The 14,209-nt window shown below is 27.1% G+C and carries 13 protein-coding genes and 1 pseudogene; 2 read left to right on the top strand and 12 right to left on the bottom strand.

Going from position 1 to position 14,209, the window contains the following annotated elements; translation table 11 throughout:
- Window positions 1-9: 9 nt before the first annotated feature.
- Window positions 10-1,203: an alginate O-acetyltransferase AlgX-related protein gene (locus IC213_RS08935; RefSeq protein WP_227831249.1), complete on the top strand. Its 1,194-nt coding sequence runs from the start codon at window positions 10-12 to the stop codon at window positions 1,201-1,203.
- Between the two features lie 205 nt (window positions 1,204-1,408).
- Here the strand turns inward: IC213_RS08935 and IC213_RS08930 are convergent, their stop codons facing one another.
- A complete protein-coding gene (locus IC213_RS08930) occupies window positions 1,409-2,296 on the bottom strand; it encodes a LysR family transcriptional regulator (protein WP_227831250.1) in 888 nt (295 codons plus the stop codon).
- Between the two features lie 267 nt (window positions 2,297-2,563).
- Between IC213_RS08930 and IC213_RS08925 the strand changes: the two are divergent.
- Window positions 2,564-2,794, top strand: a pseudogene (locus tag IC213_RS08925) (cupin domain-containing protein); the annotation flags it as partial.
- 185 nt (window positions 2,795-2,979) lie between these two features.
- Here the strand turns inward: IC213_RS08925 and IC213_RS08920 are convergent.
- From IC213_RS08920 to IC213_RS08870, 11 genes are all read right to left on the bottom strand, one after another.
- Entirely contained in the window at window positions 2,980-3,423 is a 444-nt protein-coding gene (locus IC213_RS08920) for a hypothetical protein (protein ID WP_227831252.1), read from the bottom strand.
- Between the two features lie 2 nt (window positions 3,424-3,425).
- A complete protein-coding gene (locus IC213_RS08915; protein ID WP_021383879.1) occupies window positions 3,426-3,623 on the bottom strand; it encodes a helix-turn-helix transcriptional regulator in 198 nt (65 codons plus the stop codon).
- A 147-nt stretch (window positions 3,624-3,770) separates the two neighbouring features.
- Window positions 3,771-4,643 carry an AraC family transcriptional regulator gene (locus IC213_RS08910; RefSeq protein ID WP_227836226.1) on the bottom strand — a complete coding sequence of 291 codons (873 nt, stop codon included), beginning with the start codon at window positions 4,641-4,643 and terminating at the stop codon, window positions 3,771-3,773.
- Between the two features lie 340 nt (window positions 4,644-4,983).
- On the bottom strand, window positions 4,984-5,853 hold the full coding sequence (locus tag IC213_RS08905; RefSeq protein ID WP_227863014.1) for a nitroreductase family protein: 870 nt from the start codon (window positions 5,851-5,853) through the stop codon (window positions 4,984-4,986).
- A 504-nt stretch (window positions 5,854-6,357) separates the two neighbouring features.
- Window positions 6,358-6,579: a hypothetical protein gene (locus IC213_RS08900; protein WP_227434056.1), complete on the bottom strand. Its 222-nt coding sequence runs from the start codon at window positions 6,577-6,579 to the stop codon at window positions 6,358-6,360.
- 505 nt (window positions 6,580-7,084) lie between these two features.
- Complete coding sequence (locus IC213_RS08895; protein ID WP_227482177.1) at window positions 7,085-8,065, bottom strand: SPASM domain-containing protein; 981 nt, start codon at window positions 8,063-8,065, stop codon at window positions 7,085-7,087.
- A gap of 163 nt (window positions 8,066-8,228) precedes the next feature.
- The gene (locus tag IC213_RS08890; protein ID WP_227863013.1) at window positions 8,229-9,095 is read right to left on the bottom strand and encodes a metallophosphoesterase; all 867 of its coding nucleotides are present in this window, start codon (window positions 9,093-9,095) and stop codon (window positions 8,229-8,231) included.
- Between the two features lie 169 nt (window positions 9,096-9,264).
- Window positions 9,265-9,816, bottom strand: a complete 552-nt coding sequence (locus IC213_RS08885; RefSeq protein ID WP_227863012.1) for a helix-turn-helix domain-containing protein — start codon at window positions 9,814-9,816, stop codon at window positions 9,265-9,267.
- A gap of 20 nt (window positions 9,817-9,836) precedes the next feature.
- Window positions 9,837-10,739 (bottom strand): glycyl-radical enzyme activating protein, encoded by a 903-nt coding sequence (locus IC213_RS08880; protein WP_227434052.1) that lies wholly within the window; start codon window positions 10,737-10,739, stop codon window positions 9,837-9,839.
- A gap of 14 nt (window positions 10,740-10,753) precedes the next feature.
- A complete protein-coding gene (locus IC213_RS08875) occupies window positions 10,754-13,126 on the bottom strand; it encodes a glycyl radical protein (protein ID WP_227434051.1) in 2,373 nt (790 codons plus the stop codon).
- Window positions 13,127-13,315: 189 nt separating this feature from the next.
- The gene (locus IC213_RS08870; protein WP_227863011.1) at window positions 13,316-13,999 is read right to left on the bottom strand and encodes a hypothetical protein; all 684 of its coding nucleotides are present in this window, start codon (window positions 13,997-13,999) and stop codon (window positions 13,316-13,318) included.
- Between the last annotated feature and the right edge of the window lie 210 nt (window positions 14,000-14,209).

Below are 14,209 nucleotides of genomic sequence, written 5' to 3'. Positions count from 1 at the left end.
GGTATTGACATGAATAAAAATAAACCAAAGATTGTTGCCATTTCATTTTTAATTATAGTATTTGGATTTTTTATACTAAACTTCTCACTTCCAAAGAAAAAATTAAGTATAACTGAAAATAGAAATCTTGCAAAATTCCCAACTATAGAAAATTTTAAAAAAGGTAACTACATAGATAAATTTGAAGAGTACTTTAATGACCATTTTGCATTTAGAGATGAAATGATATCAATAAATACAAAATCTCAAGCTAGTTTAAATAAAACTAAAGTAGGTAACTATTACTTAGGAAAAGATAACTGGATATTAGGTATGTTTCCAAAAGTTTTAAACCAAAACCAATTAAATAGATACGAAAAGTCTATTAATTACTTATCTGTTCTAAGTAAAGATATGGGAAAAGATGTGTATTTTACAATGATGCCACATAAATCTAATATGCTAAAACATTTATATCCTAAGTATGTTGATAATATAAGTAATATAGATATAAATTTAAAGAATTTTAAAAGTAGATTAAATCAAGATTCAATTAAATACATAGATATGGATGAGTATTTTTTAAGCAACTATTCAAATAAAGAAAGAGAAAATTTATATTTTAAAACTGACCATCATTGGACTGGATATGGAGCATTTGAAGGCTTTAAAATGATGGCATCAAATATGGACTTGGGTCTTTCTAAGCAAGATTTAAGAAATCATTTTAATAGCTACAAAAAGTCTATAGTTACTGATAAAAAGTTTGTAGGAAGTTATAATCAAAATATAGATATGCTAATTAAAGAAAATGAATATGTAGTTTATATGACAAAAGATAACCAAGATTATAGCTTTGACATAAATGGAAAAGAAAAAGAAGAAAGACAGGTCTATGCAACTAAAAGAAGTGATAAAAAGTGGGATTATGGTGGGGCATACATTAGAGGAGCTCAAACTAATATATTAACTGTAAAAAATCCTAAAGCATTATTAGATAAAAAAATACTAATATTTAGAGATTCATACCAGGCTCCTACAACACTTTTATTTGCTGATATGTTTAATGAAGTAGAGATAGTAGACCCTAGAAATATAAATTCAATAGATAAAACATACAAAGATATGATTGAGGAAAGCAATGCCGATGTTGTAATGTTTATGTATAATAGCTCTGGGTTTGATTCAATGATAGATGCGATGATAGATAAAGGAATAGTATAATATAAAAATATTAACTAAAATTAATTTTAAGGGATTATTTCAAAATAAAAATTTGAATCATCCCTTTTTTATACCAAAACCGGAAAAGAGACTATTTATCTAACAATGCATATACCTACCATATAAACTTATAAACAACCTCTCTACACTATGTTATCTTTTTAAAAATATCAATATATATCTTATATTAGCATAGCATAAACAATTAAAAAATAATCCCATACGTCTTTTTTACAATAGAGATAAAATCACAAAAATTCTTAGACAGCCACTTATCCTTATGATAAATTAATTGTGAAAAAATATTATAGTCTGTAGTATAAGGAATCTTAACCAATTCATGTTTTTTTAATTCCTTTTCTACTGCAAGCTCTGGAAGAAGGCACAATCCAAGCCCACTAAGTACTGTTTGTTTAATTACCTGAATACTTCCAGTTTCAAGAACTATTTTGGGTACTATAGATGATTCAGATAGCTCTTTCTCAAATAAACTTCTATAACAACAACTCTTTACTGTCAAAATAAATGGAACATTTTTAAAATCCTGAATATACACCTTTTCTTTTAAGGCTAACTTAGTTTCTGGAACTGATAAGATACAGATTGGCTCCTCATTTTTTAATACAGAAATAGTAGATTTATCATTTATAGGTAAATCAAGTATAAATGCTATGTCAATCGTATTATCAGCAAGTAAAGGAACAAAATCAGAAGAATCTAGAGTTTTTATAAAAAGGTCAACATCTGGATATTTCTCTTTATATACTTTGATAATCTCAGGTAACTTAAAAATACAAATAGATTCTGATGCTCCAATAACAATACGCCCATAATTATCTTTCTCTTTATACATCTTTTTTATATCAGATGATAATAAAAGCATTTTTTCAGCATATGGAACCAACTTCTCACCTTCTCTAGTCAATTCTACACTTTTTCCTATACGTTCAAAGAGATGTACATCCAATTCCTTTTCTAATTGTTGTATATGAGCTGTAATATTTGATTGTGCATAGTTCAAATGTTCAGCAGTTCTAGTAAAATTTTTAATTTTACTAAGTGTTAAAAATGTATTTAAATGCTTTAATTCCATATCTATGTACCTCATTTCATCTAAATATCAGATTGATATAATCAAATCAATCTATTTCACAAATAATTAGATTGATGTTAACATACAGATATACTAAAAGTCAAACAAAAATAAAATCTAAAGGAGATTCTAATGTTATCAAAAACTAATATAATTGAAGAAGTAAATAATATTGAACAACTGTACGTATACAAAAAATTAGGAAAAATAAACAATAATATACTAAGTGTTGTATAAGTAGCAAATAGAAGCTTAGATTTTCATGTTCATGAAAAATCAGATGAATTGTTTTATGTAATAGAGGGAGGATTTAATTTGGAAACTCCAGAAGGATTAACAGAAGTTAAAGAAGGAGAATTTATCATTGTACCTCAAAATACAATACATAGACCAGTAGTTAAAAAACTTACAAAATTTCTAATGATTGAATTAGAAGGAACTCTTAATAAAAAAATAGTGGTAATTTATATGAAGACTAGCCTATTTTGTAATCTATAAAAATCATTCATAAGTAATGATAATACTATAGTACTTCTCTTCAAAACATATAGAATTCCATATAAAAAAGCCACAATATATAATACTTGTGGCTTTTAAGAATTTATACATATAGTTTAAGCTTATACTGTCAATTTATAAACTAATTTGCTTTTATATAATTTTATATTCAGTGTTATAATTCATTACAACTTTTTATCTAATTTATTATATACAACAGCACCACAAATAAATTGAAATAAAATAAGTAATCCAAGAACAATTAAAACCCACCTACTTGTCAGCATTACAGAGAACACACTCAATATAGAAACAATAAGTATAAGAATTACGAAAACATAAGACATGATTTGATTAGTAATACGTCCAGATTTGTCACGTAACATAATTCTTCTTTCATCATTCATCTCTATCCTTTGATTCTCTATCTTTTCTTTATATTCTACAGCTCTTTCTGGTTTACTCCAATATATATATTGAAAAATCATACATACCCCAGGACCCAAAGTAGCTCCAGATAATCCCCAAATCAAAGCCTCAAATGAAAACTCTGTAAGTGTAGCCAATAAAACAAGTAAAATTCCACAAATAAAATATCCAATTCCAACATATAATCTGTCCTTTTTCATTTTTACTCCTCCTCATAAATAAATATTTCTTCAATATTCATATCAAAATATCTTGCTATCTTAAAAGCTAATATAATAGAAGGATTATATCTACCATTTTCTAATGAACCTATAGTTTGCCTTGATACTTGCAAAGCAGATGCAAGTTCTTCTTGTTTTATACCTCTCTTTTTTCTTATTTCTTCTAATCTATTTTTCACTTTGCTCTCCTTTAATACCTCATTTATGTAAAGTCTACTTTCCATAATTATACAACGATATCCATCTTATGTAAAGTATGCTTTCCATTTATCAAAAAAAATAACAGACCATTTCCAGTCTGTAATTTTAAAGGTTTATATTGTTCGTTAATTTTGGGATTGTTTCTTAATTGGAATCCAAACTTCTGTTGTATAATCAGGAGCATTAATATCACCATTAGGATAAAGTTCAATATCTGGTACATTAGCATATACATATCCAGAGCTTGGTAACCATTCAGTAATAATTCTTTTTTGTAATTCTTGTATTGCCAAAGCATTTGGCATTGGGGAAATACATTCAAATACTGCCCATGTACCTGATGGTATAAAGTATTCATAAGTATTTTCTACTATAGGATTATCCGTTGAGACAGCAATGTAATAATCTAAACCTTTACTATCTGTACATACACTAACTCCAAGCAACCCATGAGGTTCGTTATTTATTAACTCTGAAATCTTATCAATTGTTCCATTTTTTATGGATTTATCCCACAATTTAGGAACTTTATCAAAACACTCTTCTACAATCATATTCATACTTTCTTTTATACCAACAATACGGAATCCTTTCTTTTCTACAATACGATACTGCATTTCTAAGTTCCCTTTTACATAAATAGTTAATGTCATCTTGGGATATGCTTTTAAAACAACTCCCTTTGCTCTAGCCGCAGAAGGGGAAATGCTATGTATATTTTGAAAAGCCCTATTAAAAGATGTGGGTGAATCATAACCATATTTCTCAGACAGCTCTAAAATTTTAATATTACTATTTTGTAGTTCAAATGCTGCCTTAGTCATACGTCTACGTCTAATATATTCAGACAAAGGTACTTCTGCAATATATGAGAACATTCTTTGAAAATGGAAGGTTGAACAACATGCAATTTTTGCTGCTTCTGCATAATCCACTCCACTTTCAAGATTGTCTTCAATATAAGTAATAGCTTGATTTAATTTATTTATCCATTCCATTTAACATTCCCTCCAAGCAAATTATACAGTTTAATAAAATAATATACCTCTCAATCTATGCACAAAATTGTAAGATTTAAAATACTATTTCAACAATAGATACAGATTCAGTTTAAAGTATAACATTTACTCATTTAGCTATCAATTTTATATTGGCTTTATATCAAGTCCAATAATTTACATTAATAATCCTCTTTTACATAAAATTTATCAACTAATAATGCTGAAATTAGATTATACAACTGTACAACAAAAGAGTTCAATGACATTATTCCATATAATGCATTGAACTCTTTATAGAAATTAATTTAAGTAAAACTAAATTAAATATTAAACTGTTTTATATATTACAATATCCAACTATTTTATAGTCTTCTGGTATTTTATAATCTTTGTCTTGAGTGCCTAAATTCCATTTTAACTCAAACATAGTTGCACTTATTATTGTTGCAAAATAAAGCATAACTATACCAACATCTATTTTTTCTTCATACAAATTAGTATGACCATCTTTTCTAACTGCTAAAACTACAACTCCTCCATCAACTATAAATCTCCATGGTTGTCTATTTAATGTAGATGGAGCTAATCTTGCATAATGGAATGCGTCAAGAAGCGCTCTCTCTTCTAATATATTTGTATTTGCATTATTTCCCCACTCATCCATATAAACTACTTCTTCTACACCTAAACGAGAAGAACTATTGTCTGAAACAACTTGCATATCAGATTTTGAATAATTATCACCAGTCTTTGTAGCATTTAGTACTTTAGTATTGCTTGCATTTTCTCCATATCCAATGGCAATAATTCCTGTTACCTCTTTGTCTGAGTCAATTCCAAGTTTATCTAATACCTTTTTACTATCCTCAAAAGTAACCCAACAAGAACCTATTCCAAGGTCTGTTACCTTAAAAATTATATTTTCTCCTATGTATCCTGAATTTTCGATGTAATTATCTTTTACTTCAGATAATATTATAATATAACTTGGAGCATCTATCATGTTTCCTTTATATCCTGCTATTTTATCTAAATTGTCAAAAACTTCACTTCTATTCATTACTCTTATATCAACGTCTATCTCTGGAACTAGTTTCTTACAAGATTCTGAGTATTTCTTAATCTCACTAAGATACTCTTTTTTAATATCTGTCTTTTTATATTCTCTAACAGACTTTCTATTTAATATGATTGTTTTATAATTCATAATTTTATCCTCCCCAAACTAGTATATTATTAATTATATACCCATTAATGTGATATTTTACGCATTTGCTTAATAAATAATAATTACAATTTTGTAATTATTATTTATTAATAATATTCCACTTTTACATTCATAATGACCAGTTGTGCAAAATCCATTGCCAACCTTCAAATAAAAACATATTATAAAGATAATATAAAATAAACAAACAAATCTTAACAAAAAATTAAACTTTTTTTACACGAAAGAAGGCTTCCCGTTGCCTTCTTTATTTTTTATAAAAAAATAGACTGCTTCTAAAATGATTTTACATTTTTGAAACAGCCAAAGTATTTTATAATGACAACTATATTTGAGGATGTGAGGGAGAGTTGCCATTATAAATTTAGGGTAATTATATTATGTTTTAAGCTAGTTCTTTCTATATTTCTATAATACATTACATATATGAATTTTATATGATATTTGTATAAACAACATATGAAATTATATATTTTAATTATATTAAATCTTATTATTACATTTACTGCAACAATACTCATAGGTCTCTACATTATTTGGAATATTTACAAATACAAATTCTTTACAGTTGTCGCAATACTTTAATATAGATATAGTTCCACAAGTGTAACATTCAAATGTCACACACTCCTCACACTCTTCTATTACTTCAAATTTTTTACTATGTTCACCACACTCTGGGCACTTGCGATTATTTACATTCATAAATACTCCTCCTTATTAGTATAGTTAAAAACATGTCAAAAACTTAATCAAATGTATTTTATATTACTTATTATATATTCTATAATAAATCATATTCCTAGATAATAAAACAAATTAAATAAAAAAAAACCATAAATTTTAAATTTATGGATTAATTCTTGTAATGATAACTCTATTTGAGGATGTGAGGGAGGGTTATCATTACAATAGGGTATTATATTATGGTTTTTAAGCTAGTCTTTCTATACTCTATATAATACATCTGTTATATGAATTTTATATGATTTTTACATAAATATTTTATGAAGTTTAAATTTTTTGACTAATTTTGTATCTGTAAAAAGTTCTCTAAAAATCCATAACATCATAAAAATCCAACATTTAAGTAAAACATCATAAAAAAATTTGTTCAATAATCTTAACAAGTTATATCACCTCATTAACGATTATTAACACAAAACTAAACAATCAATCATAAATTATTCCTAAAACTTAATTTTGATAATTATTGATATACAATCTCTTGATTATCAATCTTATTTTGCATTTCTAATAAAATTTCTTCAACTGAATTGTCAAATATATTGCCTAAATAGACTCTTTTTTCTTTTTGAATGGAATAAGATTTTACACTGCCATCAGAAGAAATATATACATGGCTCCATTCTGCACCATATTTTGAAAATCTTTCTCTTATATCTTTAAACCTCATATCTTCTATTTTTATTGCTCTTCCTCTAGCTCCCCTTACTACTGTATGCCCTCTTTTTATCAAACTAGTTATTTTTATATCTTCTTTTAATTTAACATGTATGTTATCATTCTCTGAATATACATTCCATATTACTTTATGACGATAATCATCTAATTCTCTTATCAAACTTCTTTCAATAGTAAAACTATCTTTAGTTACTATAATTAAATCAAAATGGTCTAACATATATTGAAATACTTCTTTCATATCTTTGTTTTTTAGAATACCTTCACCAATAACTTCTATAAACCTACACCCTTTTTCATACATACACTTTAATAAACTTATAACTTCAGAAAAATATTGAACCCTATTGTCATTACCATCTATCTCTATTGTAAAGTATAAAGGTGTAAGATATACTTTATTTCCTGTTATCTCAAAAACACTTGATAATGTTTGTTCCTCATCTTCAAAGGTTAAATATTCATTATCATAAAACATAAAAAATTCCATAACCTTATCTCTCATGTCAGGGATATTTCTATATCTGTTGGATAATATATCTAATATATCTTTAGTAGTATTTTTCCCATCACATTCTGCTAGTACAACAACTTGCTTCCAACTTAAACTATCCACACTTCCTATACTTTTTTCATATCCATTTGCCTCATCATAAATAGGTCCAATTATGATATTTTCTTTTGGCCACATATGAACTCTAGTTCCATCTTTTAATTTCGGATATTTGTTTTTTACAGATTCATAAAATCTAATTATATCACCCATGATTTTTAACTACCCCCTATATTTTAAATATTACATGCTAAAAATAACAATTTATTTACATTAATTAAATAATTATTAAAAATTAATAATTGTATCTATTTAATAGGGTTTTACACCAATTTTATATATATGTCATTGATGTTTATATACACAAAAAACCTTATTAATTAGACTTTAATGTAATTCTTACTACTTCTGGTTTACAATTAAGTCTAATGAGAACTTTTGAACCTCCTAAGCCTTTATTTAAAACCATAGTGCTACTACCTTTTTCATATTTTCCCCAATCATACTTAGGAAAAAACTCTCTATTTGGAGATAGTACACCTCCAATAAAAGGTATTCTTATTATACCACCATGAACATGACCAGCCAGAACTAAATCAGCTCCCCATTTTACATATTTTTCAAAGAAAAATGGTGTATGAGCTAAAAGTATATTATACTCATTTTCGTTTATTTTACCTAACTTATCTTGTACAAAACTGTCACGCAATTCTAACTTTTTATTATTAGCAAAAAAATATGGATAGCATTCCAATGGTATGATTAAACCATATAGATTAATATAACTATCTCCTTTATATATTCTTACAGATTCATTTTCCATATTTATTATTTTTTTTGAATACAATTCCTTAAAATAATCCCTATATAGATGTTTGTATTTTTTTATTAAAGATTTTTGTTCATGATTTCCAATTATATGGTACACTTCATATTTTTTTACTAAATTATCAATTAAATCTAATGCAATTTGAAAATTTTTATTTTCTCCATCAACTAAGTCTCCTGTTATAAATATAACATCTGGATTTAAGGATTCAATTTTATCTATCAATGTTTTATTATTGTTTTTATCAAATACCTTATTATGTAAATCACTTACTTGAACTATTTTAAAATCATTAAATTCTTTTGGAATTTTTTCATTAAATATGGTATATTCTGTTGTTTCTATATGTTGAGTCTCATACTTATACAGAATATATAAGATTGCTAATACTAATACTGTCAATATAACTTTCATAATCATATATTCTTCCTTTTTATTATATTTTATTAATATTATTATAATGCTTTTATGTTTATTTTAAAACAATAATGTTAGTACATGCATACAAATCTTTTCGACATTATAAAAATAAGTTATCCATTTTGGTAATAAATATTTATTCCCAAAATAGATAACTATAAAATTATCTATAAACTTCTATATTATGAAATACAGTTCTTCCGTTATTTAAATTTTTATATAAATGTTCTAGTATTCCATCAAATCTAATTGAATGTCCAGACTCTAAAATATAAGTTTTTCCATCTACATTAAGTTCAAGTTTACCTTCTATTACAAGTACATACTCTTCCAGAACATGACTATGTGTAGATGAAACATGAGTACAATTTGCTTCAAGCTCAATTATAAAAAGTTCAAACCTCCTTTGAGGGCTAAAAGGATATATAGGATACAACTTCATATTGCCTTGTTGTTCAATAATAGGTTCTACATCCTCTTTTTTTATAACCTCATAAGTGTTTGTATTTTCATTTAACAGTGTCGTAAAGTTTATTTTGAATCCAGATGAAATTTTCCATAAGGTAGATACAGTGGGGCTAGATTCACCTCTTTCAATCTGCCCCAGCATTGCTTTACTAACTCCTGTCATCTTTGAAGCTTTATCTAAACTTATACCCATATCTTGTCTTAATAACCTTAAGTTTTCTCCTACATTAGGAAATTTATTATCCATGTTAAAATCCTCCTGATAGCCTATTTGTATTCTATGATTTTTACTCCTGTAAGCTCTACTATCTCTTTTAATTTTAACATATGGCTATTGCAAATTTCATCAAATTCATACATATAATCTTCAAGCCCTAATGCTTTATATTTATCAAGTCCAAATTTATGATATGGAAGTAATTCCATCTTTCCACCTAAAACATTTTGCTTTACAAATAATGCAGTGTTTCTTATATTTTCTTCACTATCATTCACTCCAGAAATAATTGGTACTCTTATAACCATAGATTTGTTTAATTTTGAAAGTCTACATATATTTTCTAATATTATCTCGTTACTTACTCCTGTATATGCTCTGTGAACATTATCATCCATAGATTTTATATCTACAAATATATGGTCTATTTTTTCAAAGACATCCTTCACTTTATCCCACTCAAAATATCCACAAGTCTCAATTGCTATGTTTATACCTTTATTATAAAAAGCATCAACTAATTCTCTTAAAAATTCAATTTGAAGTGTGGGTTCTCCTCCAGAAAAAGTTACTCCTCCGTTAGACTCAAAGAAAAATATAAAATCTTTTTCAACTTCCTTTACAATCTCTTCAACAGTCATTTCTTCAGTCATTATACAGATAGCATCATTAAGACATGTTTTAACACATTTTCCACACAAATCACACTTATCATTTATTTGACTTCTGTCAAATAATGAACTTATATTTTGAGGACAAACATCTGTACACCTATTACAAGATATACACTTATCCTTCATGACTCCTAGCTTTACTATATTGCTCCATGAATCTGGATTAGAACACCACTTACATTTTAATTTGCATCCTTCTAAAAATATAGTAGTCCTTATTCCATCACCATCATTTACTGAAAAATGTTGTACCTTTACAACTTTACCTTTTTTACTCATAATCTACCTCATAATTAAAATTTACTGTGTGAGTTTCTGGCTATTATAGCATCTTGCATCTCTCTTGATAAATTAACAAATTGAGTACTATATCCAGCAACTCTAACTAATAAATCTTTATATTCTTCTGGATTTTCTTGAGCTTTTAATAAGACATCATTTGATATTGTATTAAATTGTACGTGGAATCCACCTAGTGCAAAATATGATTTTACCATAGAAGTTAGATTTCTAAGCCCTCTTTCTGTTTCAACCAAATCTTGATTAAATCTCAAATTTAGAAGTGTTCCTCCAGTGTGAACATCATGATTTATTTTTGATGCAGATTTCATAGCTGCCAATGGACTTGTTGTATCAGTTCCAACAAATGGAGAAACTCCTTCTGTCAAAGGTTTTGTAGCTTTTCTTCCACATGGAGTTGCACCTACTATTTTTCCAGTTGGAACATAGTTTGATATACCCATAAATGCACTATTAAATTTAGAACCAAAAATATCCTTATATTTTCTAGTTTCACTGTAATAAAAATCAGAAACTTCAATAGCCAATGAATCTACATAATCATTGTCATTTCCATATTTAGGAACATCTAAGGCAAGTTTTCTTAATTCTTCATAGCCTTCCCAGTCATTATTTAATGCTTTTGTTAACTCTTCTAATGTAGTCACCTTATCTTCAAATACTAATTTTTTTATAGCTGCCAATGAGTTTGAAACTACACCTAGACCTATGCCTGTTAAAACAGGTCCTATATTGTATTTTGCCCCACCTTTACTTAAATCAATACCTTTATCCAAACAACCATCTACACAGGTAGATAAAAATGGTCTTGGTACTATTTCTTTATGAATTTGTTGAGCAACAGTAGTTCCTATAACAGAATTCTTGATAAGATATGCTAGTTGCTTTAAAAACTCTTCTTTAACTTCTTCAAAAGATGCAAATTCATTGATATTTTTTACATCTAACCCCATTTTTTCTCCAGTTAATCTACTCTTCCCTTCATTCATAGCATATTCTAGTGCTGCTGCAAAATTAATATTTACTGCTGAAGTCCATTGACCTGTCTTTCTAAAGTGAGGAACTACACAACCACAATTGCTCCAATCTCTTGCATCTTCTGCATCATATCCATCTTGAAGTAACATTTGTGCCCCTGCACTATCACTGTGTATAGCAGGAAAACCAGTACCTTGTTTTACTAATTTCGCAACTGCCATAACAAAATCATCTGGTGCTCCCTGACTTATTCTAACACTTAAACCTGGTTGATGAGTTTTTACACTTTCTGTTGCCTTTAAACACATATATGAAATATCATTCGTTCCATCAGTTCCATTTCTCTTTTTGCCACCAACAGTAAGGTTTTGAAATTGGTTGTATCCTGCAAAATAATTTGCTGTATTTGCTGATATTGTCCATACCCACTCTGATAGCTTAATCCATAGAGCCTCTATCAACTCTTGAGCCTCTGATTTAGTTATATTTCCTTTTTTAGTATCTTTTTCATAATATGGATACATATATTGGTCAAATCTACCTAAGTTCAATGCTAATGGATTTTCAGATAAAACACCACCTAATTGCACAAACCATACAAATTGTATCGCTTCATAAAAACTAGTTGGAGGATTTGCTGGTACATTCTCACATACTTCTGATATTTTTATAAGTTCTAACTTTCTTTTTGAATCTTTCTCTGATTCACTCATTTCTTTTGCAAGTTTTGAATATCTATTTGCCAATGTCATGATACCATCTGCAACAATAGAAATAGACTTATAGAAATCTATTTTTTCAATATTTTCTGAAATTGATATATCTAATTCTTTTATCTTCTTATCTGCTTCTTTCTTTATCCCCTTATATCCTTTTACAAATAGTATATCTTGATAATCTGGAGTTACTTCCCCTACTGCCTGTCTCCACTTAGAATCATTATCTATTATTCCTGTATCTACCAATATCTTAGCTGTATCTTCTGGAATTCTTGCTAAAAAAACTTCTTCCAAAGATTTACCCTTCCAATATGGAAATATCTCTTTTCTTATAAATTCTATTTGCTCTTTTGATATGACATATGGGTCTTGAGTTCTTTCATCAAAAGTATCCATTTCCTTATCTACCCATTGCCAAGAAAATTCTGGTGTTAATATACCTGTTCTTCTAAATTTACCAGCTGTACCTACAATTAATTCATTCTCAAATATTTTTATAGGAAGTTCTTTGCATGCATCTAAAAAGGCTTTCGCTCTTCTTATACATATGGCTTCTCCCTCAGTCTTTTTATGTGATTCTGTAAAAATTCTAGCCCTTTCACAACATATCATAGGTTTAGAATTAACGTATTCTTGTCTAAATGCTTCTATTCTATCAGTTTGACTCATTTAAAATCCCCCTTTGGATAATATATATTAACTTTTGTATGTTATAACATACTTTAATTATATTATACTGTCCTTTAACATAAAATGGCAACCACAAATAATATATTTTTGAATAAAAAACATTACTAAAGATAAATATGAATTTTATTTTATAATTTATTTCTAACCTGTCATAATTTATTTATTACATTAATGACTTGAAATATCAAATTCATATTCTAAACTCAATTTTAGTACTTTAGTAGATTTTTTAACTTTGTTAACTTTAACATGTATATCATTCATATAGGGAAGTTCTACAGAGCCTACACCTTCATTAAATATTTTTATAACTTTATCTGAAAAATCTTTCTCAGTTAAATCAGTATTAGTTAATGACTTAAATATGTTGTACATAAATTTAATATATTTATCACTTTCAGCTAACTTTTTATTATCAGGATATTCTTTAGCACAGAGAATATCTACTACTGATTTTCCTTTTTTGTTATCTTCAGACATAGAGTAAAATAAACTTCTAATATCTTTTTCAGGTGGCTTTTCAAATCCATTTATAGAAACTACAAAACTTCCATCTGAATTTGAATTAACTACCTTATAACCACTATCCGTTATAGCCTTTGAAAATTTTTGAGATAAATCTTTTTTAACTTCTTCCAATCCTTCTACAGTACTAGCTTTTTTTGAGTAATCCTCAAATAATTTAATAGAGTCATTTTTTTTAGCTTCAATTGAGTTGTTTGATGAATTTTCACTAGCTTGCTCTGAGTTATTTAAATCTTCATTGGATACAGTTGTTGTGCATCCTACCATTAAGCTTGAACTTATACTTAAAATTACTATCATAGCTAAAATATATTTTTTCGCCTTCATATATATTTTCCTCCATTGTATTTCTACTTTTCAAGTTTTTATTAATTACATCCTGTATTACAATATCTTGTATTTTTATTATTTTTATGGTTAGTTTTTCAATATATATCACCTTTCTTTGTAACTAATTCTTATAATTAAGATTAGTAAAATTATAAATTTCTTTATGCTTAAAAATAAGGATGTTATCTTTTATTATTAAAAAGATAA

The sequence above is a fragment of the Clostridioides sp. ES-S-0049-02 genome (genome assembly GCF_020658465.1).
Taxonomy (GTDB): domain Bacteria; phylum Bacillota; class Clostridia; order Peptostreptococcales; family Peptostreptococcaceae; genus Clostridioides.
The sequence above is the reverse complement of the archived record's forward strand: the minus strand, read 5'-3'. Positions and strand labels throughout refer to the sequence as shown.